We start from the raw sequence: 23,858 nt of genomic DNA on the forward strand, positions 1-23,858 counted from the left end.
TGCGTCACCAGCCGAAGGAGCGGTCGACGGCGTCCAGCACCCGGTCCAGGTCGGGGAGGAAGTCCTCCTCCACCCGGGCCGCCGGATACGGAATGTCGTAGCCGGTCACCCGCAGCACCGGGGCCTCGAGGGAGTAGAAGCACTCCTCGGTGATCCGGGCGGCGAGCTCGGCGCCGATACCCAGGTTGCCCGGCGCCTCGTGGACCACGACCGCGCGGCCGGTCCGGCGGACCGACTCGAAGATCGCCGGGTAGTCCACAGGGGAGAGCGTGCGCAGGTCGATGACCTCGAGGTTGCGGCCGTCCTCGGCGGCGGCCGCGGCGGCGTCCAGCGCCACCCGCACCATCGGACCGTACGCGAGCAGCGTCGCGTCCGTCCCGGGCCGCAGCACCCGCGCCGCGTGCAGCGGGTAAGCACCGCTCAGCGGCGCCTCCAGCTCGACCTCGCCCTTCTCCCAGTAGCGGCGCTTCGGTTCGAAGAACACGACCGGGTCGTCCGAGTTGATCGCCTGCTGGATCATCGTGTACGCGTCCGCCGGGTTCGCGCAGCTCACGACCTTGAGACCGGGGGTGTGCGAGAAGTACGCCTCGGGGGACTCGGAGTGGTGCTCGACCGCGCCGATGCCGCCGCCGAACGGGATCCGGATGACCATCGGCACCCGGACCTTCCCCTTGGAGCGGTAGAACATCTTCGCCACCTGGGCGACGATCTGGTTGTACGCCGGGAAGACGAACCCGTCGAACTGGATCTCGCAGACCGGCCGGTATCCACGGATGGCCAGGCCGACCGCGGTGCCGATGATGCCGGCCTCGGCCAGCGGCGTGTCGATGACCCGGTCCTCGCCGAAGTCCTTCTGCAGACCGTCGGTGATGCGGAAGACGCCGCCGAGCTTGCCGACGTCCTCGCCCATGATCACGACCTTCGGGTCGTTCTCCAGGGCGCGGCGCAGGCCGTGGTTGAGGGCCTTGCCCAGGGTGATCGTCTCGGCCATCAGTGCCCACTCCCCTCGAACGACGCGTGGTACTCGTCGAACGCCTTGCGCTGCGCGTCCACCTCGGGCGAACTGTTCGGATAGACGTGGTCGAACATCGTGACGGGTTGGGGATCAGGCATCGCCAGCACCCGCTCACGCAGGTCCAGGGCGAGCTTGCGGGCGGTCTCGTCGACCTCGGCGAAGAAGTCCGCGTCGGCCACCTGCTGCTTGGCGAGGAACGCCTTGACCCGGGCGATCGGGTCCTTCGCCTTCCACGACTCGACCTCGGAGGCGATCCGGTACCGCGTCGGGTCGTCGGAGCTGGTGTGCGCGCCCATCCGGTAGGTGTACGCCTCGATCAGCGTGGGGCCCTGGCCGTTGCGGGCGTTGTCCAGCGCGGCGCGGGTCACGGCGTAGCTGGCGAGCACGTCGTTGCCGTCGATCCGGATGCCGGGGAAGCCGTAGCCGGCGGCACGCCGGTACAGCGGGATGCGGGTCTGCCGCTCCAGCGGCTCGGAGATCGCGTACTGGTTGTTCTGGCAGAAGAAGACCATCGGGGCGTTGAACACCCCGGCCCAGACGAACGACTCGTTGACCTCGCCCTGGCTGGTCGCGCCGTCGCCGAAGTAGGCGATCACGGCCTCGCCGTCCGGGCTGCCGGTCTTACCGTCCATGGTGACGCCCATGGCGTATCCGGTCGCGTGCAGCGTCTGCGAGCCGATCACGATGGTGTAGCCGTTGAACTTGTGCTCGTTGGCATCCCAGCCACCCTGGTCGACGCCGCGGAACAGGCCGAACGGCATGATCGGGTCGATCCCGCGGCAGTACAGCACGCCGTGCTCGCGGTAGGTGGGGAAAGCCATGTCCTGCTGGCGCAGCGCCCGGCCGGAGCCGACCTGCGCCGCCTCCTGACCCAGCAGACTGGCCCAGATTCCCAGCTCGCCCTGCCGCTGCAGAGCGGTCGCCTCGGCGTCCAGCCGGCGTACCGTCACCAGGTCGCGGTAGAACCCGCGGTACTCCTCGTCGGTGAAGTCGACCGAGTACGTGGTGCCGTCCGCCGTGGTGACGCTGCCGAGGTGCTCGCCGTCGGGCGTGAGCAGTTGGACGAAGCCGCCGGCCGGAGCATCCCCACCTGGTATCCGGTCCACCGCGCCGTCAGCGGGCGCCGGTGGCTTACCCCCGGCTTTGCGTTCGCCTTTCGCCATCCGTGTCTCCCTGTTCCTCTCTACGCCCGCGGCGGGTGTCGCCCGACCACGAGGCGGACCACTCGGTGCCGCGCGTGTGCCTGGTGAGGCTGCTGCGCGGCGTACCGGCGGGACTGCGCCCCTGCCGGGACGGCCCGTCGTCGCCTCGCTGATCGGCGGAAGGCGACGGCGGCGGTGCCGTCGCCCCCATCCTGACAGAGGGAGTGAGCGGCGTTACAGCCTGCGTGGATCACGAATGAAAATTTTCTGCTGACACATCGTTAAGGGTATTTGTCCGATTTAGGAGTTTTTGTACGGCCACTACCGTACGAATGGTCAGAATCTGCCGCTGCCGAACGGGTCGTGCGTCGTTCACTCCTTTGACCGGGACGGATCCAGGTTGATCTTTGGTTCGAAGGGGATGTTCACGTGCCGCACCTGCCCGACGACGACGGCTACGAGCCGCCCCTGAAGGTGCTCAGGAAGCGGTTCAACGGCGTGTACCGCGAGGATCACGGCCTCTCCGGGCCGACCCGGCGATACCTCCTGATGGTCGTCATGCTGGTCGCGCTCGCCTCGCTGCCGACTCTGGCCGTCATCACCGCGGGCACCAGCGAAATCGCCGATAACGGGCGGAATCGCGCACTGGACGAACCGTTCCTGCCGACGCCGATGGCCGGCCCGGTCCGCCCTTCCCCGACGACACCCCAAAGACGTTCCCGGTACGACGAACCGAGCCGGCCGCTGTTCGAACCCGGCGCGACGCCGATCAGGACACCGGGTGTGTCGCCCCCGGAGGGTACGAGTGCCGACGTCTCGATCATCTCGGGCCGGCCGCCGGCGCCGGACGGCCGGTTCTCACCCGGGGTCGCCCGGAGCCGGCCACGGTCCGATGTGGACTCCCGCTCACGGCCGGCTGACCAGGGAAAATCACGGCCGGGTTCGATCACGGTGTTCCCGACGGTTCCCGGACTTCCCGCGGTTCCGGACGATGACTGGGACGTTCCGCTGGCCCGGAAGGTGCCCGTCGTCCGGGATCCCGGAGCCGAGAAACCGATCGGGCAGAACGATTCCTTATCGGACAAAACGGGTTTTTCAGATGGCGCTGATTCCTCTGGCGACCCGAGCTCCCGGAGCGATGACAGCGACTCGGCGGATCAGGACGACTCCGAAGATCCGGATCAAGACGACCTCGCGCACCACGAGTGCGAGGTAGCCCTCCGTTCCATCATCTCCGACCGGCCACGCGGCTGGTCCCGCTTCAGCGGAGGTCAATCGTGACCGAACGCCCGCACATCAACGCCGCCCGGATCGTCGACTACAGCTACGCCTCCGGCGGCGACCGCAACGTCCGCCACTCGATGATCCAGCCCCGCTCCGACGAGAACCGGATCACCAACCGTCCGTACCGCGGACATCACCGCGCCGAGCACACTCTGCACGACGAACTCGTCCCGGCACGTCAGCGCAGCTCGCGAGTCGGCCGGCACCACGCCGAGTCCCCGGGCGAAGGGCGGCACGTCAACCACCGCTGAGCAGCCGGACCAGTGCCTGAGCGGCACGGACCACCGCAGCCGCCGATCATTCGTCGCCGAGACGGTCCTGGTTGGCCTGGATCCAGGCGTCGATCGCCGCGGAGTCGTTCGGGTCGACGCCCTCGGCGATCAACTGGGCCACCGCCGCGGTGGCCGGGCTGCGCCGCTCGCCGGTGGTGTAGAGCCGGGCGAACTCCGGCACCAGCTTCTCCACCTCGGCGTCGGTCTCGGCGATCGCGGCCGGCGGCAGCCCGCGCCGCCAGGTCGCGTAGGAGGACCAGGCCCGGACGACCCGGGGCAGCATCGCCGCGTCGTCCATGTCCAGGACCGCCCGGCGATGCACCCAGTCCAGCAGGAACAGGCCGGCCACGGCCGGGCTCCAGCGCAGCGGGTCGGCGCCGGGCAGGGTGGCCGCGTGATCGAGGAGCAGGCCCAGGCAGAACCGCAGGGACGGCTGGTCGGCGTCCGGCTCGGTCAGCCCGGCGCGCGCCGCCTCGGGTGAGGCCAGGAAGTCCCGCATCAGCTCGGTGACGTCCGGCCCCTCGGGCTCGTCCAGCAGCGGGGTGGTCGGCGCGGGCAACAGCGCCAACCGGGCGGTGGCCAGCGCGCGGTCGGTGGCCAGCGAGCTGTCCGCGGGCAGGTCGCCGAGCTCGTCGGTGACCTGCAGGTGCCGGTCCACCTCGTCGCGCAGCCGGCCCGGATCCTCGTCCCGGAACCAGGTCAGCTCGTCGTGCTCGCACACCGTCCGGACCTGGGCGAGGACCCGCTCGGCCGAGGTCGCGACGAACACGTCCTTGACGATGCCGATGTTGTGGTCGACCAGGGCCACCACGGCGTGCTCGGGGCCGCCGTCGGAGCTGTCGTCGTAGGCGTAGGTCACCAGGTACGACGTCTGATCGCCGTACACGTCGCCGTAGGCATAGCAACCGGTCGGCCGGACCCGGCCCAGCTGCCCGGCCCACGACGGACCGCGCGTGTCGTGCCCGACCTGGTCGGCGCCGTCGGCATCCGGCACCAGGGTGGCGAAGACCTCGCGGATGGTCGCGGCGGCCGGCTCCGGGCGCTGGTCGGTGACGGACAGGAAGTCACCGACGAAATCGCGGACAGCGGCCGCACGGTCGGTCTCCGCGACCGAGTACACGCTGCCGAGCAGCGCTGTTCCGAGCATCTCGGCGTCGAGCGCGCAGCCCAGCTTGATCACGTCGCGGGCCGCGTGCAGCACCGCCTCGTACACGCTCTGGGGTGCCGGCATGCCGCGAGCCTACCGCTCGCGGCATGTTCCGGGACTACTCCGAACGCACCACGCCGAGCGCTTCGCGCGCCTGGGCGTACGCGTTCAGCACCTCGCGCACCGGCGCCACCACGTATCCGCGGCCGACGTCGGTGATCGCCGCCCGCAGCCGCTGCTCGGCCCGACGCCGGGCGCGTCGCCCGCCGATCTCGACGAGTGGCTTCAGCAGCAGCCAGACCAGCAGCCCGGCGAAGAGCCCGCCGAGCAGCAGCACGGTCGAGAGCGGAACCGAGCCAACCTCGGGCCCGCCGATCTCGGACAGGCCGAGGGCGCTCATCACGTAGCCGAGGAGCAGCCAGATCAGGCCGGCCGTAGCCGTGGCGAGCAGCACCCACTGCGCGACGCCGGCCACGCGCCACCAGGCCGGCTGGTGGTCGGTGCCCAGGTCGGTGGTGGCGATCGCCCGGTCGAGCGCGTCCGGAAGGTCGCCGTCCCGGGACCGGGCGGCGGTGTTCAGCGCCGGTGCCCAGACCTCCGGCAGCGGTGCCGCGGCCCGTGCGGCGACCGCGCGGACCGAGAGACCGACCGCCGACTTCTGCGCTGCGTCGGCCTCCGGCAGGGACGTGCGCGGTACGACGTCGGTGGAGACCGCATCGGTCTTGACCGGCTCCCCGAGGTGCAGCTTGCGCAGCGGGTCGGGTCGCAGCCGGCGCAGACCCCGGACCAGCGGCCAGCCGGTGGCCGCGGCGGCCCGGTGCCGATAGGCGGCGGCAGCGGCGTCAGCGACCGCGGGCACCCCGGCGGAGGCCGCGAGCGTCTCGGTCAGCTGCCGCACGGTCGCCCGGTCCACCTCGTCCTCGGCGGCCGGCGGGCCCATCATCGCGGCCAGTTCCTCGCTCGCCGCGTCCAGGTCGGCGGCGAGCCGGCGCAGTGCGGCCTGCCGCCCGGCCACCGTCGTCTCCAGGGCGTTGCGCAGGTCACCCAGCATGCCGGGCTGCTTCGCCGAGGAGGCCAGCACCGGCGCGCCGGTCAGCCCGTCCTCGTCCACCAGTCGCCGCAGGTCGGTGAGGACCGTCTCGGTGTCCGCGGTGGTGAGCCGGTCGGCCTGGTTCAACACCACGATGGTCACGCCGGCGTGCGTGTTGAACTGGGAGATGTAGGCGCGGTGCAGGATCCGGTCGCCGTATTTCTGCGGGTCGACCACCCAGACGATCTGGTCGACCAGCCCGAGCAGCCGGTCCACCTCCAGCTGGTGGGCCTGCTCCACGGAGTCGAAGTCGGGCAGGTCCAGCAGGACCAGGCCGCGCAGCGCGGCCTCGTCGTCGCCGTCCAGCGCGCTCTCCCGGACGAACCGCTGCCGGGGCAGCACGCCGACCCAGTCCAGCAGACGGCTGGCCGGTTCCAGCGGACCCCAGACCACGGCGTGTGCGGTGCCGGTGGTCGGCCGGCGTACCCCGACCGGCGACAGCTTGAACCGGGCCAGCGCGTTGAACAGGCTGGACTTGCCGCTGCCGGTGCTGCCGACGAGCGCCACCACGGTGTGCTCCAGCGAGAGCGTGAGCCGCCCGCTGGCCCGCTCCACGACGGTGTGCGCCGTGACCAGCTCACTGTCCGGCAGATACGGATCGACCAACCGCAGGAACCGGGTCAGCGCCTCCAGGCGCCGGCTCAGGTCCTCCGCGTCCACCCGATCGGTGCCCCGTACCTTTTCCACCAGACTCATGACCCCGATCCGGTCAACGCGATTTCCCTCCTGGCGCTCTCCACCTCAGCGGCGGCTCGGCGCAACAGTGTGCCGGGTTCCGCCTCGCGGCGCACGGCGGCGGTCAGCTCCGTGTACCGGACGGCCTCGGCGTCGAGCAGTTCGTCGAAGCGGGCGACCAGCTCGTTGCGGGCCCGTCCGGCGAGATTACGGATGGCCTGGTCACCGAAGATCGCCTCGAGCACCTTCTGCGCGGCGACCGTGGTGCCGGCGCCGACCGCGACCTCCAGCCCGGTCGGGATGAACGCGGTCGAGGTGAACACGGCGATCATCACGGCCAGGCCGGCGCCGTTCATCGCGTACGCCGTACCGCGTGCCACCGAGCGCTTGTCGCCGGCCTCCCGGCGGACCAGGTCCAGCACCCAACGCTGCCAGTCACGGACCATCCGGTCGGTCCGTTCCGGCAGTCCGGCCGAGATCGACTTCAGCTCCGGAATCAGCAGCGCCTCCCCGGCCGGGTGCGCCTGCCACGCCGCGTAGGACTGCTCAGCGGCGTCCGTCGCCACCCCGCGCAGCAGGGTGACCAGCTGGGACTCCAGCGCGATCCGCAGGTTGCGGCTGGGCTCGGGGCGGCCGGTGACCGCCGCGACCAGCTTGTCGCGCAGCTGGCCGACCCGGGACTCCAGCCCGCGGGCGAGGTCGCCGGTCCCGATGAACTCCTGCCAGCGGGCCAGCACCTCACCGCGGAGCAGCCGGCCGTCCTGCAATCCGTCGCGCACCGTCCGCTTGGCCGTCCGGTACGCCCCGTCGACCCGCTCGTCCAGCGCCCGCGCCGTACGCTCCTGGTCCTCGGCCGCCTCGGCCAGGCCGTCCACCGCCGGGACCAGCGCGGCCAGCGCGCCGTCGAGGGTCTGGCGGGCGACCGCGTCACGCGCCGCGGGGCTGGCCGAGAGCTGGGCGAACCATTGCCGCATCGGCTGGATGACCTGGGCGGGGAGCATCCCGCGGTCGTCCATCTGGGTTTCCGGCAGCACGAACAGCGGAGCGTTGCCCAGGTTGTGCTCGATCAGCATCTCGCCGAGGTGCGCGGAGATCTCGGCGGCCGCGTCGAGCGGCACCCGGTCCAGCACCAGCGCGATCACCGTGCCGCGCAGGCGGGCGGTCTTGAGCAGCTCCCAGGGCACCGCGTCGGCGTACCGGGAGGCGGTGGTGACGAAGAGCCAGAGGTCGGCCGCGGCCAGCAGCTGGGCGGCGAGTTCGCGGTTGTGGTCGACCACCGAGTCGACGTCCGGCGCGTCCAGCAGGGCCAGGCCGGGGCCGATGCCGCGAGCGCCGATCACCTGCAAAGAGTTCGGGTCGTCGCTGGTCTTGACCGTGCGGATCAGCCCGGGCAACAGGTGCGGCTGCTCGAACCAGCCGAGGTTCTCCGGGTGGGCGACGAGCACTGGCGAGCGGGTGGTCGGGCGCAGCACCCCGGAGGTGGTCACGGGCTCTTGGATCAGGCTGTTGACCAGTGTCGACTTGCCGGCACCGGTGGAGCCGCCGACCACCACGAGCAGTGGGGCGTCCAGCCGGGCGAGGCGGGGGAGCAGGTAGTCGTCGAGCTGGGCGAGCAACGCGGAGCCGACCCGTTTGGCCTCCTCCGCGGAGGGCAGCGTCAACGGGTACGAAACAGCGCCGAGGGCCGCCCGCAATCGGCGCAGTGCCGCCGCGAGCCGGCCCACGGCCGGTTGGGGTGCGACCGGTGGGGTGATGCCGTTCTCCTTGTTCGTGGGACGGGCAGGACCGTTCCCCGTACGATCGAAAAGGTCTGCTCGCGCTGCGCTGACCTGGTCTTTTTGGTTCGTTGTAGCGGGGACGGCGGATGGGGCCGACGGGCCGCCCGCGTCTCCGTGAGTCGTCACGGATTAAAGCGTGCACGATCTATCCAGGTCCAGCAACGGGTACCGGTATGCCGTGACCGGACAGGTATATAGGTGATTTTCGCGTGGCGCGGGCGCTCAGCGTCCGACTTGCGCCGCCCCGGCTCAACTTCGATTTGACGCGTCGCGACCCCGTGGCATCATTGAGTCGGTTCCACTCAACCCTGTACGGACCAGCCGGTAATGAAGCGAGGAACACCATGGCACGTGCGGTCGGCATCGACCTCGGCACCACGAACTCCTGCGTCAGCGTTCTGGAAGGAGGCGAGCCCACCGTCGTCGCCAACGCGGAGGGCTCCCGGACGACGCCGTCGATCGTGGCCTTCGCCCGGAACGGCGAGGTGCTCGTCGGCGAGGTCGCCAAGCGTCAGGCGGTGACGAACCCCGACCGGACCATCCGGTCGGTGAAGCGTGAGGTCGGCACCAACTGGTCGATCGACATCGACGGTAAGAAGTACACCCCGCAGGAGATCTCCGCGCGGGTGCTGATGAAGCTGAAGCGCGACTCCGAGGCGTACCTGGGCGAGACGATCACCGACGCGGTGATCACCGTCCCGGCGTACTTCAACGACGCGCAGCGCCAGGCCACCAAGGAGGCCGGCGAGATCGCGGGGCTGAACGTCCTGCGGATCGTGAACGAGCCGACCGCCGCCGCGCTGGCGTACGGCCTGGACAAGGGCTCCAAGGAGCAGACCGTTCTCGTCTTCGACCTGGGCGGCGGCACCTTCGACGTCTCCCTGCTGGAGCTGGGCGACGGCGTCATCGAGGTGAAGTCGACCTCCGGTGACAACCACCTGGGCGGCGACGACTGGGACCAGCGGGTCATCGACCACCTGGTGAAGACGTTCCGCGGTGAGCACGGCATCGACCTGTCCCAGGACAAGATGGCTCTGCAGCGTCTGCGCGAGGCGGCCGAGAAGGCCAAGATCGAGCTGTCCGCGGCCAGCACCACCAGCATCAACCTGCCCTACATCACCGCCGGGGCGAACGGCCCGCTGCACCTGGACACGTCGCTGTCCCGCGCCGAGTTCCAGCGGATGACGCAGGACCTGCTGGACCGCTGCAAGGGCCCGTTCGAGTCCGCGATCAAGGACGCCGACGTCAAGCTCGCCGACATCGACCACGTCATCCTGGTCGGCGGCTCGACGCGTATGCCGGCCGTGACCGAGCTGGTCAAGAGCCTGACCGGCAAGGAGCCGAACAAGGGCGTCAATCCGGACGAGGTCGTCGCCGTCGGCGCCGCGCTCCAGGCCGGTGTGCTCAAGGGCGAGGTCAAGGACGTCCTGCTGCTCGATGTCACCCCGCTGTCGCTGGGCATCGAGACCAAGGGCGGCATCATGCACAAGCTGGTGGAGCGCAACACCACCATCCCGGCGCACCGCTCCGAGGTCTACACGACCGCGGACGACAACCAGCCCTCCGTGCTGATCCAGGTTTACCAGGGCGAGCGCGAGATGGCGTCGTACAACAAGAAGCTCGGCACCTTCGAGCTCAGCGGCATCGCGCCGGCCCCGCGCGGCGTCCCGCAGATCGAGGTCTCCTTCGACATCGACGCGAACGGCATCGTGCACGTGTCCGCCAAGGACCTGGGCACGGGCAAGGAGCAGAAGATGACGATCACCGGCGGCTCCGCGCTGCCGAAGGAAGACATCGAGCGCATGATGCGCGACGCCGAGTCGCACGCCGAGGACGACAAGAAGCGGCGCGACGACGCGGAGGCCCGCAACCTGGCCGAGCAGCTCCAGTGGCAGACCGAGAAGTTCCTCGCGGAGAGTGGCGACAAGCTCCCCGAGGAGAGCAAGAACAAGATCGGCGAGGCGCTCGGCGAGCTGCGCGGCGCGCTCGGTGGCACCGACATCGAGAAGATCAAGTCGGCGCACGAGCGGCTGTCGCAGGTCTCCCAGGAGGCCGGTTCGCTGCTCTACTCGCAGAGTGAGGCCCCGCAGGCCGGTCCCGCGGGCGCGGGTGCGGCCGATGGCGCGCCCGGCGCCGGCCCGGCGGCCGGTGGCGACGACGTGGTCGACGCCGAGATCGTGGAGGACGACAAGAAGTGAGTGCCAGGGACGACGAGAACGACGGTCAGGCGACCGAGCGGGAAGTCATCCAGGGCGAGATCGACTCTACGACCGAGGAGACTTCCGCGCCGAAGCCGGGCAAGCGTGGGGGCGCACACCGCGCACCTGAGGACGAGGAGCCGGCCCCGGCGGCCGAGACCGCCACGACCGGCCTCGGCGCCGAGCTCGCGGCGGTCCGCGGTGAGCTCGAGGAGCGGACCCGTGACCTGCAGCGGTTGATGGCCGAGTTCGCCAACTACCGCAAGCGGGTGGACCGCGACCGGGGCGCCGCGGCCGAGCAGACCACCGGTGCGGTGCTCACCGCCCTGCTGCCGGTGCTCGACGACATCGACCGGGCCCGCGAGCACGGCGATCTGGTCGGGCCGTTCGCCTCGGTGGCCGAGCAGCTCACCGCGGCGACCGGCAAGCTCGGCCTGGTGGTCTTCGGGGAGAAGGGTGACCCGTTCGACCCCAATCGCCACGAGGCGGTCGCGCACCAGACGTCCGCGGACGTCACGGAGCCGACCTGCGTCGAGGTGATGCGCCGCGGCTACACCCTGGGCGAGCGACTGCTGCGCCCGGCGATGGTCGCCGTCGCCGACCCGGAGTGAGTTTCCGTTTCTGTCCCGCCCGCCGGTCCGCCGGCGGGCGGGACTTCACCCATGATGAGTCGAGGAGGGAGGCCGAGTGAGCTCGAAGGACTGGCTTGAGAAGGACTTCTACACCGTTCTCGGCGTGAGCAAGTCCGCCTCGACCGACGAGATCAAGAAGGCGTACCGGAAACTCGCCCGCGACCTGCACCCCGACCGCAATCCGAACAACAAGGAAGCGGAAGAGAAGTTCAAGGCCGCGTCCGAGGCGTACGACGTCCTCGCCGACGACAAGAAGCGCAAAGAGTACGACGAGATGCGCTCCCTGTTCGGTTCCGGTGCGTTCCGGCGTGGGGCCGGTCGGCCCGGCGCGGGTGGCCAGTTCGATCCGTCCGACCTGTTCGGCGGCTTCACCGGGGCGACCGCCGCCGGTGGTGCGGGCGCCGACCGCCGGTTCGGCGGCACGGGCTTCTCCGACATCTTCAGCTCGATCTTCTCCGGCGGCGCCGGTGCTCCGGCCGGGCGGCGCGGCCCGCAGCGCGGCCGGGACGTGGAGACCGAGGTGACGCTCGACTTCACGCAGGCGGTGCGGGGCACGACGTTGCCACTCTCGCTGCGCACGCCGGGTGCCTGCGATACCTGCCAGGGCAACGGGGCCAAGCCCGGGACCACCCCGCGCTCCTGCCCGAAGTGCCACGGCACCGGCCTGATCTCCAGCAACCAGGGTTCGTTCAGCTTCTCCGAGCCGTGCCGGGACTGTCAGGGTTCGGGCAGCATCGTGGACGAGAAGTGCCCGGAGTGCCGGGGCAGCGGCGGCGTCACCAAGACCCGGACGATCAACGTCCGGTTCCCGGCGGGTGTCGCCGACGGGCAGCGGATCCGGCTCAGCGGCCGAGGCGAGCCGGGCGACCGGGGCGGCCCGGCCGGTGATCTGTATGTGCAGGTCAAGGTGCGTCCGGACGAGCTCTTCGGACGGAGCGGGGACGACCTCACGCTGACCGTGCCGATCACTCTCGCCGAGGCCGTTCTCGGCACCGACCTGCGGGTTCCGACCCTGGACAACCCGGTCACGCTGCGCGTCCCGGCGGGCACGCCGAGCGGTCGCAAGCTGCGGGCCCGGGGCAAGGGTGTGGCCCGCAAGGAGGGCCAGTCGGGCGACCTGATCGTCACCGTCGATGTGCAGATCCCGTCCGGCGTGACCAGCGAGGCTCGGGACGCGCTGGAGAAATTCGCGAAACTCACCCCGCCGGCCGGGCGGGACCGGCTCGAAGCGCGCCTGCGCAAGAGCGACTAGGGATCCTTCCGGAGGTGGCACATGTATGAAGAGATCAGCATCTCGGTGGAACAGGCCTCCGACGCGAAGGTCCTGATCATCTCGGTGGCCGCGCGGCTCGCCGGCATGCATCCGCAGACGTTGCGCCAGTACGACCGGCTCGGCCTGGTGCAACCCGGCCGCACCGGCGGTGGTGGCCGGCGGTACAGCGAACGGGACGTGGCGTTGCTCCGCGAGGTGCAGCGCCTGAGCCAGGAGGACGGCGTCAACCTGGCTGGCATCAAACGGATCATCGGTCTCGAGCAGATGGTCGGCGACCTGCAGCATCGGGTCGCTGAGCTGGAGCAGCAACTGGAGGACGCGTATACGCGGATCGCCCAGATCGAGGCGATGAATCCGTACGTCGGACGGGGCGACCTGGTCCGTCAGGAGACCCAGTCCACGGCGCTCGTGGTGTGGCGGCCGCGTCGCTCACCGGATAAGTAGAACGGCGGCCCCCGATGGGAGGGCCGCCGTTACTGCACGTAGTTACTACCTGATCACCGTCGGTTGAAGAGTCCCAGCCGGCGCGGGTTACGCACCAGGCCGCCCTCCATCCAGTCGTGGTGGTCGAACAGCTCCGGCCGGGTCATCAGGACCCGGCAGTTGTGAGCCCAGATCTGCATCGGCTCGTCGCCGACCTGCTCCGCGCGCTCCATGAACTTCTTCAGCCGCCGCTTGCGCTGGCTGCTCGCGTTCTGCCGGACCCCGTCCGCCGCGTAGATGTACATGCAGTGCTGCGCGAACCGGCGGGCCGGGCACTGCCGGTCCATGGCCAGTTCGAACAGGGTCGGGCCGAGCACATCGCCGGAGATCAGCAGATCCCAGTCCCGTGGCATCGCGCTCAGCGGTACCGACTCGGGCTGGTAGGCCCATGTCTCCAGTTCGGTCGATCGCGGATCGACCGGGTTTTCGAACCCGAGGAAAGTCGCCTCTCGCACACTCAACGCCGCCGCCTTATTCACCGCTCGTACCGCGACAGGAATCACATCGTCCGTCGCACGTGTCGAACGTCCCAATACAGAGAGTCGTCGCGGCGCAACGTTAGCGCGATCAAGGAGTGAACGGAAGTGTCAAGACTTCACATTCAGATACTGGATGGTAACTTTTTGGCACCGGCCTGGGTAACCGAGATCACTCGACGCTGGGTACGGGTTTCGCCGCGGCGCGCTGGGCCGCCAATCGACGGTGGACCAGGGTCTTGAACCACGTGTAATCCGGCAGCCGGGCGAGTATCGGGCCGAAGACGACGGTGATCAGAACGTAGGCGGTGGCGAGTGGAGCGAGCGACGGCTCCACCCCGGAGGCGACCGCGAGGCCGGCGATGACCACGGAGAACTCGCCGCGCGGGGTGAGCGCGAGACCGGCTCGCAGCCGGCCGGGCAACGCGATCCCGGCGCGCCGGGCGGCCAGGTATCCGGTGGCCACCTTGGTCAGCATGGTCAGCACGGCCAGGCCGAGCGCCGGGAGCAGCACCGGCGGCATGTCCGCCGGGTCGGTGGAGAGCCCGAAGAAGACGAAGAACACCGCCGCGAACAGGTCGCGCAGCGGCGACAGGATCTGGGTGGCGTGGTGTGCGACCGGGCCGGAGAGGGCGATTCCGACCAGGAACGCGCCGACCGCGTCGGAGACCTTCAGCTCGGCGGCCACCCCGGCCACGAACAGGGTCAGCCCGAAGACGCTGAGCAGCAGCGCCTCCGGATCCTTCACCGACATGAACCGGCTGATCTGGGTGCCGTACCGGATCGCCACCACCAGGACCGCGACCACCGTGACGACCGCGACGCCGAGCGCGCTGAGACCACCGAGCATCCCCGCACCGGCCAGCACCGCGGTGGCGATCGGCAGGTAGAACGCCATCGCCAGGTCCTCGATGACCAGGACCGAGAGGATCATCGGGGTCTCCCGGTTACCGAGCCGCCCCAGGTCGCCGAGCACCTTGGCGATCACTCCGGACGAGGAGACCCAGGTGATCCCGGCGAGTACCAGCGCCGCCTTGATGTCCCAGCCCAGCAGGATCGCGAAGAGCGCGCCGGGTAGCGCGTTCAGCGACATGTCGAGGAAGCCGGCCGGGGCCGCGGTGCGCAGGTTGTCGACCAGTTCGTCGGCCGAGTACTCCAGGCCGAGCATGACCAGGAGCAGGATCACCCCGATCTGGGCGCCGATGCCGATGAACTCCTCACTGGCCGAGAGCGGGAGCAGGCCGCCCTTTCCGAAGCAGAGGCCGGCGAGCAGGTAGAGCGGGATCGGCGAGAGGCCGAAGCGGCGCCCGGCCCGGCCCAGCATGCCGAGCGCGAACAGGAGTGCGCCGATCTCGATGAGCAGGACCGTCGTCTCGTGATGCACCGGAGCGTCAGCTGTCGGTGTCACCGGCCAGGATGGCGGTGACGCCGTCCAAGCCGTCGCGGGTGCCGACGGCGACAACTACGTCGTTCGCCTCGAACTGGAAGGACGGTCCGGGAGAGGCGATCACCTCGCGGTCACGCAGCACCGCCACGATCGACGCGCGGGTGCGGCTGCGGGCCCGGGTGTCGCCGAGCCGGCGGCCGACGAACGGGGAGCCGGCCGGCAGCGCGATCTGCTCGGTGACCAGCCCGGCCGCCTGCTGGCGTAGCCCGGCCAACTGGCCCAGCATCAGCGAGGCGCCGAGGACGTCGGCCAGGGCCTCCGCCTCGTCATCGGTCAGTGGGATCGAGGCCAGGCAGGAATCCGGATCGTCGACGTCGTAGAGGACCAGGTCGCGGCGCCCGTTGCGGTGCGAGACCACCCCGACCGTGCGCCCGGAGGACGTCACCAGGTCGTGTCGGACGCCGATTCCCGGCAGCGGAGTCTGTTCCACCCGTACTCGCACGAGCACCACGTTAACCCGCGAAAGTGATTTTCGTCGCAGGTGTCAGGGGTTGTCGGCGCTGACCTCCGGGAGGGGCTTGCTGGCCGGGCGGGCCGTCGGCCTCGCCGTCAGGAGCAGGAGCAGGCCGAGGGCGGCGAGGATCAGATTCATGACGTACGCGAGGCGGTAGCCGTACTCCTGGGCCAGTCCGAAGAGCGGGGCGGTGAGAATCTGCCCGAGCGGAAACGTATTGGTGAACAGGGTGGTCGCACGTCCGGGTTGCAGCGGCATCAGGTCCTGCACGTAGGAGATGCCCAGCCCGGAGCTGGCCGCGATGAACAACGCGTTCAGCACCTGGGCGGCGGCCAACATCCAGATCGACTGGGCGGAGGCGGCCAGCGCCTGGTAGGCCACCGCGAACACCGCGCCGATGAGGACCAGTCGACGGACCGGGATCCGGGTGCTCAGCGCGCCGAAGCCGAGCATCAGCGGGATCTCCAGCGCCGCGCAGAGCCCGAGGATCAGGCCGGAGTCGCCGACCGTACCGCGCAGGTCGGTGCTGACGTAGAGGGACATCGCCTGCACGCCGAGCACCATGGTGGTGGTGAGCAGGGCGAAGCCCGCGATGATCCGGTAGATCCCGCGCGGCGGCCGGGCGCTCTCGTGGCCCTCGGTCGGTGCGGCGGGAGGTGCCGCGATCTCGGGCAGCCAGCGCGTGGCGATCAGTGCCGCGGCCAGGTAGAACACCGCGGCCGCGCCGTAGACGTACCGGAAATCGGTTTTGTCCAGGATGATGGCGGCCACCGGCGGCCCACCGACCCAGGCGATCGAGAAGATCGTGCGCAGCGTGCTGATCCCCATCGCGGCCCGGTCCGGGTCGTCTCTGGTCAACGCCTCCCGGGCATACGCGAAGGACTGTGGATAGAGCGTTCCGGCGACGGCGGTCGCCGTGACCGTGAGCGCCAGCAGGATCCAGTAGTTCCGGACCACCGAGGTCAGCCCGGTGCTGGCGAAGCCGGCCAGGGCCGCGGCGATGAGCAAGGTCCGCCGCATCGGGCGGCTGTCGGAGATCCGGGCGATCCCGTGCGCCATCGCGACGCTGGAGAGTGACGCGACGGTCATGAACGCGGAGACCTGCACCGGGCCGGCGTGGATCGCGCTGCTGAGGAACAGCCCCAGGAACGGGAGAACCACCGCGCTCGCCATCCCGGAGGCAAGAAAGATGAAGCCGAGCGGGAGCAGTCGCCGGGACAGGAGGCGCGTCACGCTTCGTACGTTACGGCCGTGACCGAGAGAGCGCTCTCGTGGGTGGCGACCGTCACGCCTCGTTTCCGGGCCCTCGCCCTGGCAACTCAAGTTGAGTGGAATACGCTCAAGTCTGTTGGGTTACACCCGGAGGGAAGCTGATCAGGGGAGCTCATGAACGCCGAACGTTTGACCACCAAGAGCCGCGACGTGATCAAGAGTGCCGTCGCCACCGCCGCGCAGAGCGGGCACGCCACGGTGGAGCCGTGGCACATGTTGCTGTCATTGCTGGACACCGCCGGATCGACCGCGCCGGCACTGCTGCGCGCCGTCGGTGCCAACCCCGCGGACGTCCGCCGGGCCGCCGCCCGTGCTGTCGAGCAGCTGCCCAGCGCCCGGGGCGCCAGCACCGCCGAGCCCAGTCTGTCTCGCGAGTTCGTCAACGCGATCGGCGAGGCGGAGCTGATCGCCAAGCCGCTCGGGGACGAGTACGTCTCGACCGAGCACCTGCTGGCCGGACTGGCCCGGGTGGGCGGCGCGGTGGGCCAAACGCTCAAGAGCACCGGCGCCACCGAGGAAGCACTGGTCAACGCATTCCCGCAGGTGCGCGGTGGGGACCGGAAGGTGACCAACGCCGACCCCGAGCAGACGTACAAGTCGCTGGAGAAGTACAGCGTCGACCTGACCGCCCTGGCGCGAGAGGGCCGGATCGACCCGGTGATCGGCCGGGACACCGAGATTCGCCGGGTGGTGCAGGTGCTCTCCCGGCGTACCAAGAACAATCCGGTGCTGATCGGTGAGCCGGGCGTCGGCAAGACCGCGATCGTCGAAGGGCTGGCCCAGCGGATCGTGGCCGGCGACGTGCCGGAGACCCTCCGCGACAAGAAGCTCGTCTCGCTCGACCTCGGCGCGATGGTCGCCGGCGCGCAGTACCGCGGGCAGTTCGAAGAGCGACTCAAGAGCGTGCTGGAGGAGATCCGCAGCTCGAACGGCCAGGTCGTCACGTTCCTCGACGAGCTGCACACGGTCGTCGGCGCGGGCAAGGGCGAGGGCTCGATGGACGCCGGCAACATGCTCAAGCCCATGCTGGCCCGCGGTGAGCTGCGCATGGTCGGCGCCACCACGCTCGACGAGTACCGCGAGCACATCGAGAAGGACCCGGCCCTGGAGCGGCGCTTCCAGCCGGTCGTGGTCGGCGAGCCGACGGTCGAGGACACCATCGGCATCCTGCGCGGCCTCAAGGGACGGTACGAAGCGCACCACCGGGTGCAGATCACCGACGCCGCGCTGGTCGCCGCCGCCAGCCTCTCCGACCGCTACATCAGCGACCGGTTCCTGCCGGACAAGGCGATCGACCTGATCGACGAGGCCGCCTCCCGGCTGCGGATGGAGATCGACTCCCGGCCGGTCGAGCTGGACCAGCTGGAACGCCAGGTGAACCGGATGCGGGTGGAGAAGCTGGCGCTCAGCAAGGAGACCGACCCGGCGTCGGTGGCCCGGCTGGAGCGGCTCGATCGCGATCTGGCCGACCGGGAGGAGGAGCTCACCGCGTTGAGCGCCCGGTGGGAGCGCGAGCGAGGCGGCCTGAACCGGGTCGGTGAGCTGAAGAAGCATCTCGACGAGGCGAAGGCGGCCCAGGAGCGGGCGCAGCGTGACGGTGACCTGCTCCAGGCGTCCCGCCTGCTCTACGAGGTGATCCCGAGCCTGGAGAAGGAGATGGAGGCCGCCGCCGAGTCGGAGGAGGAGAGCGCCGAGCCGCCGATGGTCAAAGAGGAGGTCGGCGCGGATGACATCGCCGAGGTGATCTCCGCGTGGACCGGCATCCCGGCCGGCCGGATGATGGAGGGCGAGACCGCCAAGCTGCTCCGCATGGAGGAGTCCCTGCAGGCCAAGGTGATCGGCCAGCGGGAAGCGGTCGCCGCTGTCGCCGGCGCGGTCCGCCGCGCGCGGGCCGGCATCGCCGACCCGGACCGGCCCACCGGCAGCTTCCTCTTCCTCGGCCCGACCGGCGTCGGCAAGACCGAGCTGGCGAAAGCCCTGGCCGGCTTCCTCTTCGACGACGAGCGGGCGATGGTCCGGATCGACATGAGCGAGTACGGGGAGAAGCACTCGGTCGCCCGGCTGCTCGGCGCCCCGCCCGGTTACGTCGGGTACGAGGAGGGCGGCCAGCTGACCGAGGCGGTGCGTCGACGGCCGTACAGCGTGGTGCTGCTCGACGAGGTCGAGAAGGCCCATCCGGACGTCTTCGATGTGCTCCTGCAGGTGCTCGACGACGGGAGACTCACCGACGGCCAGGGTCGTACGGTCGACTTCCGCAACGCCATCCTGGTCCTGACCTCGAACCTGGGCTCGGCGAGCACCGACTTCACGATGAGCGACGAGGAGCAGCACGAGGAGGTGCTGGCCGCGGTCCGGGCCCACTTCAAGCCGGAGTTCCTGAACCGGCTGGACGACATCGTGGTGTTCCATGCCCTGACCAAGGCCGACCTGACCAGGATCGTGGACATCCAGCTCGAGCGGCTCCGGACCCGGCTCGCCGAGCGCCGGCTCAAGCTGTCGGTGTCCGATCAGGCGGTCGAGTGGCTCGGTGAGCACGGTTACGACCCGACCTACGGGGCCCGGCCGCTGCGGCGGTTGGTCCAGGCCACGATCGGTGACCTGCTCGCCAAAGCACTGCTGGCCGGGGAGATCCGGGACGGTGACACCGTGCTGGTCTCGCTCAACTCGGCGAAGGAAGGTCTGACCGTCCAGCGTGGGCTTTGACCTCCCGCCAGACGAAAGGCCCCGGGTCTCACCCGGGGCCTTTCGCCGTTCGTTACGAGGCGGTCGCCCGGTGCCGGTAGGCGTGGGTCATCAGGACGTCCGTGATGGCGTGCTCGCCGTCCGCGGACCAGATCCTGATCCCGTCCCGATGGAGTTGATACCGGACGTCTTTGAAACGGGTCCGGGTGTCGTCATGGTGAACGACGGTCAGGGTGTCTGCGTGGGGCATGGGACTCACCGGTCCTTGTCAGGTCGGGGGCGGCCGCGGAGTGGTCACGCGGCATGCGCAATCGGAAGGGTGCCCGAAATCGGTCTGCCTCGGCCCCGGCGATATATGAGCGGGGCGGGCGACTCGTGCGGGCAGAGGGCGTCGCTGGAGGTCTCTGGTGCCTGCCGGACGCCACGTCATGGAAGTGTAGGGGCTGGTGTCCAGCGGTGTCGCCCCTCGAACGAGCGACACTTTGCGGCATTTGAGCGGCGACGCCCGATGTTGGCACGGGGTTGCGCAACGTGTACTCCGGTCACGGGAGACGGCCTTTGCCCGATACCGTGAATGGATCTAGAGGAGGGTGTTGTGACCGTTCCCACATATCCACCGTCGTACCCGATGGCACAGCCACCGCCGGGACGTCCGGCCACCGTCACGGTCGCGTCCGTCCTTCTTTTCGCGGTCGCCCTGATCCAGTTGGTGTACTCGATCCTGGTCTTCTCCGTGCTCGACCAGGCCGGGGAGGTCTACGACACGGAGTACAGCGGCACCGAGCTCGAGAACGTCGGGACCGTCATCGGCGGGTTCGCGGGCATCCTGATCGTGCTGTACCTGATCATCGGGATCGGCATGGCGCTGCTCGGTGTCTTCAACCTGCGTGGCAGTCAGCCGGCGCGAGTGATCACCTGGGTTCTGTCGGGCGTGCTGATGTGCTGCACGGTGTTCGTGCCGCAGACCGCGACGGGTCTGGTGACGAGTTTCGCCTCGGCGTTCGCGGACGTCGAAGGCAGCGGATTCGGTCTGCCGACCCAGCGGGAACTGGACGCTCGGCTCGTGGACGTGGTGCCGGGGTGGTTCGGGTCGATCGGCGTGCTCGTCACGTTGTCGGGGATGCTGGCGCTGATCGCGGTGGTCATCCTGCTGGCGCTGCCGCCGTCGAACCGGTTCTTCCGGAAGCCGGTGGCGGGCGGGTGGAGCCCGTATCAGCAGCCGGGGTATCCGGGTGGGTATCCGCAGCCGATGTACGGACAGCCGTATCCGGGGGGATTCGGGCAGCCGGGTCAGTCGCCGTTCGGACAGCCGCCTTCCGGGCAGCCGGGCCAGCCGCAAGGTGGGCAGCCGCCTTCCGGGCAGCCGGGGCAGCCGCAATTCGGGCAGCCGCCGTTCGGGCAGCCGGGGCAGCCGCAGGGTGGGCAGCCGGGTCAGCCGCCGTTTGGGCAGCCGCCTTCCGGGCAGCTGGGGCAGCCGCCGTTCGCGCAGCCGGGTCAGCCACCGCTCGGTCAGCCACCGCTCGGTCAGCCGCCGTTTGGGCAGCCGCCTTCCGGGCAGCTGGGGCAGCCGCCGTTCGGGCAGCCGCCGTTCGCGCCGCATGGCCAGCCGCAGGGTGGGCAACCGTCTTTCGGGCAGCCGGGGCAGCCGGCGCCGGGGTTGCCGCCCTATCCCGGGCAGGCGGGTGGGCCTGGTGCCTTCCCGGCTCCTGCTGTCCAGCCGGGCGAGCCAGGGTTCCCCGGCAACCCGTGGCAGCCGCCGGCGTCCGCTCCACCGGCGTCCGCGCCGCCGGTCTCGGGGCCTCTCTCCGGGCCGCCTTCGTATGGGGCACCGCCTTTCTCCGGGCCGCCGTCGTATGGGCCACCGCCCTTCTCGGGACCGCCTTCTTCGTATGGACCGCCTTCCTACGAGCCGTCGGCTTTCCAGCCGCCGGTTTCGGAGCCATCGACCGGCTTCGGGCCGCCGAGCGACCCGTGGCAGTCGCCGCCCCCGCCTCCGGACGTCTCCTTCGACCGGCCCTCGGGTGGTGAGCAACCTCTGCCCAGTTCGGATTCGGGTGAGCAGGACGAGCGGCCGCCGTCCGCACCGCAGTCGGCGCCTCCCTCCGACGAGCAACGGCCGCCGCGCGACTCGGCCTGACCCGCGACGTCAGCCCATCCTCTCCGACGTTTCCTGAACCGGCTCGCCTGTCCACAGGCGGGCCGGTTCGCTATCCACAGGCGTTCCGGTCGGCCCGCGGCACGTCTCGGACACGCGATAGGTTTCGTGCCAGCCGAACACCGCGGGAGCCATCGATGTCCTACGCAGCCGTGCCACCCGTCACCGCGCCGCCGCCACCCACCGGTGGCCGGCCGCCAGCCGTGACAACCGCCTCCGCCCTGCTCTGGCTGATGGGTGCGGCCGGGCTCTGCTACGCCATCGTCACCGTCGTGATCGCCGCCGGCACGGTCAGCCGTTTCCGGGACGTGGCCAGCGGAAACGAGGCGGACAACTTCGTCGCCGTGATCTGGCTCGATGCCGCGCTCGCCGCGGTGCTGTCGATCCTGTTCTTCGCGCTCCTCGTGGTGCTCGGCATCGGCCTGCGCCGGGGCAGCCGGGTCGCCCGGGTTACCTCCCTCGTGATTTGCGTGCTGGGTGTGTTCGGGGGGCTCGTCTCGTTCGTCACGGTGCTGGTGCAGCGCGCCGGAGACCCGGTGCCGGGGTCGGTCAGCGACGTGCTCGGGTCGGCGTACCCGGAAGGGTGGATCGGCCTCAACGTCGTGGTCGCGGCTCTCCAGGTCCTTGCCTACCTCGCCGTCAGCGCGATGCTGTTGGCCGCCCCTCGGGCGTTCTTCGGCCTTGCGCCCAAGCCCCTCTCGCCTCGTGGCACTCCGCCCGCGCCGCCCTATGGGGTTCCGCTCGGCTCAGCTGCCGCGCCCTACGGCGCTGCTTCGGGCGGACCTTATGGCCCGCCGCAGCCGTCCTACGGTGCCCAGCCCGGCACGCCCTACGGTGCCCAGCCCGGCACGCCCTACGGTGCCCAGCCCGGCACGCCCTACGGTGCCCAGCCTGGTCCGTCTTACGGCGCGCAGCCCGGGTCGCCCTACGGCGCGCAGCCCGGGTCGCCCTACGGCGCGCAGCCCGGGTCGCCCTACGGCGCGCAGCCCGGGTCGCCCTACGGCGCGCAGCCCGGGTCGCCCTACGGCGCGCAGCCCGGGTCGCCCTACGGCGCGCAGCCCGGGTCGCCCTACGGCGCGCAGCCCGGGTCGCCCTACGGTGCCCAGCCCGGGTCGCCTGACGGCGCCCAGCCAGGGTTGCCTTATGGCGCCCAGCCCGGAGTGTCCTATGGCGCGCAGCCGGACGGTTCCTACGGCCTCCAGCCCGGCGGGCCGTATGGGGCGGCGCCGTGGTCATCGCCGGGAGCGCCCGGTGAGATGACTTCAGGGGCCCCCTATGGTGCGCTCTATCCGGGGACTGCGGGCCCGCAAGCGGGATACCCGCCGGTCGGTGGCTTCCCCGCCACGTCACCTGTCGGCAGCCCGCCGTCTGCCGGTTCCCCGAGCGGTGCGCCTGAGGGCTCGTCAAGCGGTGTGTCCGCTGGTTCCTCGAGCGGTGCGCCTGGGGGCTCGTCAAGCGGTGTGTCCGCTGGTTCCTCGAGCGGTGCGCCTGGGGGCTCGTCAAGCGGTGTGTCCGCTGGTTCCTCGAGCGGTGCGCCTGGGGGCTCGTCAAGCGGTGTGTCCGCTGGTTCCTCGAGCGGTGCGCCTGGGGGCTCGTCAAGCGGTGTGTCCGCTGGTTCCTCGAGCGGTGCGCCTGGCGGCTCGTCAAGCGGTGTGCCTGCCGGTTCCCCAAGCGGTGCGTCCGCTGGTTCCCCAAGCGGTGCGCCCGGCGGCTCCTCAAACGATGCACCCGCTGGCCCCCCAAGTGATGGACCGGGTGATGCCACCCTGGCGGTCCCGTCTGAGGGTGGTGCGTCGGGTGACGAGGGCGCCGACAGGTAGCCGGGCCTCTGGAGGCTGCCGTCGCTGCCAGCCCTAAGGAGTGACGGCCCGGTCGGATTGCCGACTGGGAGGGGTCTCGAGGGAAGCGGACGGCCGCCTCGGGCGCCTCGCTCGCTCTCGGTGGATACGCGCCGGGCGATGTGACGCAGGGTCCGAGAGCGGAGCCGGCCGCGGGTTCGGCTACGGAGAGTGTTCAAGGGCATCCCGAAGTGGTCTCGCGGCCGCCTGATCGGGCCGTAAACCGGCCCGCGCCTGGATCCGATGACGAATACTGGCGTCGGACGCCCGAGTGACCATGCGGAAGCGTGCCTAGATCCGGTTCCGTATCGACGACTGTGGGTCACTCGAACGGGTACAGACGGTTTCCTTCGCTGTCACTCGATCGGCTGTCCGGATAGCGGCAGATCGGCCGTCCGGTGGGTGTTTTTGCCTGGACGGACAAACGTGATTCCAGGCGTTCACAGCACTCTCACAGCCCGGCTACCAGGTGATCCTGGGGGATGGATGGGTACCGTGACGGTGTTACCCGCTTTGAGCTGCATCTATGGTCACGGGAAAGGTCG

19 protein-coding genes are annotated in these 23,858 nt (G+C 70.3%); 8 read left to right on the forward strand and 11 right to left on the reverse strand.

From position 1 onward, the window contains the following. Nucleotides 1-4 precede the first annotated feature (4 nt). Nucleotides 5-994, reverse strand: coding sequence for an alpha-ketoacid dehydrogenase subunit beta (locus tag CHC09_RS37195; RefSeq protein WP_089297970.1), 990 nt, complete (start codon nt 992-994; stop codon nt 5-7). Then, nucleotides 991-2,178, reverse strand: coding sequence for a pyruvate dehydrogenase (acetyl-transferring) E1 component subunit alpha (pdhA, locus tag CHC09_RS37200; protein ID WP_239138870.1), 1,188 nt, complete (start codon nt 2,176-2,178; stop codon nt 991-993). Before pdhA ends, CHC09_RS37195 begins: the two co-directional genes overlap by 4 nt. A gap of 537 nt (nt 2,179-2,715) precedes the next feature. Between pdhA and CHC09_RS37205 the strand changes: the two genes are divergently transcribed. Next, entirely contained in the window at nt 2,716-3,438 is a 723-nt protein-coding gene (locus CHC09_RS37205; protein ID WP_143232801.1) for a hypothetical protein, read from the forward strand. Further along, nucleotides 3,435-3,692 carry a hypothetical protein gene (locus tag CHC09_RS37210; RefSeq protein ID WP_089297972.1) on the forward strand — a complete coding sequence of 86 codons (258 nt, stop codon included), beginning with the start codon at nt 3,435-3,437 and terminating at the stop codon, nt 3,690-3,692. The genes CHC09_RS37205 and CHC09_RS37210 overlap by 4 nt, the downstream gene beginning before the upstream one ends. 46 nt (nt 3,693-3,738) lie before the next feature. Here the strand turns inward: CHC09_RS37210 and CHC09_RS37215 are convergent, their stop codons facing one another. The 3 genes from CHC09_RS37215 to CHC09_RS37225 are packed head-to-tail and all read right to left on the reverse strand — an operon-like array spanning nt 3,739 to nt 8,529. Then, on the reverse strand, nt 3,739-4,944 hold the full coding sequence (locus CHC09_RS37215) for a hypothetical protein (protein WP_089297973.1): 1,206 nt from the start codon (nt 4,942-4,944) through the stop codon (nt 3,739-3,741). Between the two features lie 34 nt (nt 4,945-4,978). Then, nucleotides 4,979-6,646, reverse strand: a complete 1,668-nt coding sequence (locus CHC09_RS37220; RefSeq protein ID WP_089297974.1) for a GTPase family protein — start codon at nt 6,644-6,646, stop codon at nt 4,979-4,981. Beyond that, complete coding sequence (locus tag CHC09_RS37225; protein ID WP_373872021.1) at nt 6,643-8,529, reverse strand: GTPase family protein; 1,887 nt, start codon at nt 8,527-8,529, stop codon at nt 6,643-6,645. The genes CHC09_RS37220 and CHC09_RS37225 overlap by 4 nt, the downstream gene beginning before the upstream one ends. A 218-nt stretch (nt 8,530-8,747) precedes the next feature. Between CHC09_RS37225 and dnaK the strand changes: the two genes are divergently transcribed. The 4 genes from dnaK to CHC09_RS37245 all read left to right on the forward strand — a co-directional run bounded on the left by dnaK (nt 8,748) and on the right by CHC09_RS37245 (nt 12,950). Continuing rightward, nucleotides 8,748-10,601: a molecular chaperone DnaK gene (dnaK, locus tag CHC09_RS37230; RefSeq protein WP_089297976.1), complete on the forward strand. Its 1,854-nt coding sequence runs from the start codon at nt 8,748-8,750 to the stop codon at nt 10,599-10,601. Continuing rightward, nucleotides 10,598-11,212: a nucleotide exchange factor GrpE gene (gene grpE / locus CHC09_RS37235; RefSeq protein WP_089297977.1), complete on the forward strand. Its 615-nt coding sequence runs from the start codon at nt 10,598-10,600 to the stop codon at nt 11,210-11,212. The genes dnaK and grpE overlap by 4 nt, the downstream gene beginning before the upstream one ends. A 76-nt stretch (nt 11,213-11,288) precedes the next feature. Continuing rightward, nucleotides 11,289-12,485 carry a molecular chaperone DnaJ gene (gene dnaJ / locus CHC09_RS37240; RefSeq protein ID WP_089297978.1) on the forward strand — a complete coding sequence of 399 codons (1,197 nt, stop codon included), beginning with the start codon at nt 11,289-11,291 and terminating at the stop codon, nt 12,483-12,485. Nucleotides 12,486-12,506: 21 nt separating this feature from the next. After that, complete coding sequence (locus tag CHC09_RS37245; RefSeq protein WP_089297979.1) at nt 12,507-12,950, forward strand: heat shock protein transcriptional repressor HspR; 444 nt, start codon at nt 12,507-12,509, stop codon at nt 12,948-12,950. 53 nt (nt 12,951-13,003) lie between these two features. On the opposite strand, the gene CHC09_RS37250 is transcribed toward CHC09_RS37245, so the two are convergent. The 4 genes from CHC09_RS37250 to CHC09_RS37265 form a co-directional block, all read right to left on the reverse strand. Beyond that, nucleotides 13,004-13,450: a hypothetical protein gene (locus tag CHC09_RS37250; protein WP_089298032.1), complete on the reverse strand. Its 447-nt coding sequence runs from the start codon at nt 13,448-13,450 to the stop codon at nt 13,004-13,006. A 187-nt stretch (nt 13,451-13,637) separates the two neighbouring features. Beyond that, nucleotides 13,638-14,789 carry a cation:proton antiporter gene (locus tag CHC09_RS37255; protein WP_239138871.1) on the reverse strand — a complete coding sequence of 384 codons (1,152 nt, stop codon included), beginning with the start codon at nt 14,787-14,789 and terminating at the stop codon, nt 13,638-13,640. A 67-nt stretch (nt 14,790-14,856) separates the two neighbouring features. Continuing rightward, a complete protein-coding gene (locus CHC09_RS37260; protein WP_089298033.1) occupies nt 14,857-15,354 on the reverse strand; it encodes a cation:proton antiporter regulatory subunit in 498 nt (165 codons plus the stop codon). Between the two features lie 42 nt (nt 15,355-15,396). Continuing rightward, on the reverse strand, nt 15,397-16,599 hold the full coding sequence (locus CHC09_RS37265) for a sugar efflux transporter (protein WP_089297981.1): 1,203 nt from the start codon (nt 16,597-16,599) through the stop codon (nt 15,397-15,399). A 153-nt stretch (nt 16,600-16,752) separates the two neighbouring features. On the opposite strand from CHC09_RS37265, the gene clpB reads away from it, so the two are divergent. Beyond that, nucleotides 16,753-19,341 carry an ATP-dependent chaperone ClpB gene (gene clpB, locus CHC09_RS37270; RefSeq protein ID WP_089297982.1) on the forward strand — a complete coding sequence of 863 codons (2,589 nt, stop codon included), beginning with the start codon at nt 16,753-16,755 and terminating at the stop codon, nt 19,339-19,341. Nucleotides 19,342-19,393: 52 nt separating this feature from the next. Here the strand turns inward: clpB and CHC09_RS46810 are convergent, their stop codons facing one another. Then, nucleotides 19,394-19,570 (reverse strand): hypothetical protein, encoded by a 177-nt coding sequence (locus CHC09_RS46810; protein WP_179277440.1) that lies wholly within the window; start codon nt 19,568-19,570, stop codon nt 19,394-19,396. A 345-nt stretch (nt 19,571-19,915) separates the two neighbouring features. Here CHC09_RS46810 and CHC09_RS37275 point away from each other — a divergent pair, with 345 nt between their 5' ends. Beyond that, entirely contained in the window at nt 19,916-21,457 is a 1,542-nt protein-coding gene (locus CHC09_RS37275) for a hypothetical protein (RefSeq protein WP_089297983.1), read from the forward strand. A 271-nt stretch (nt 21,458-21,728) separates the two neighbouring features. Here the strand turns inward: CHC09_RS37275 and CHC09_RS46815 are convergent, their stop codons facing one another. Continuing rightward, nucleotides 21,729-21,893 carry a hypothetical protein gene (locus tag CHC09_RS46815; RefSeq protein WP_179277441.1) on the reverse strand — a complete coding sequence of 55 codons (165 nt, stop codon included), beginning with the start codon at nt 21,891-21,893 and terminating at the stop codon, nt 21,729-21,731. Nucleotides 21,894-23,858 lie beyond the last annotated feature (1,965 nt).

It is taken from the genome of Actinoplanes regularis (assembly GCF_900188005.1).
In the GTDB taxonomy this organism is placed as follows: Bacteria; Actinomycetota; Actinomycetes; order Mycobacteriales; family Micromonosporaceae; genus Actinoplanes; species Actinoplanes regularis.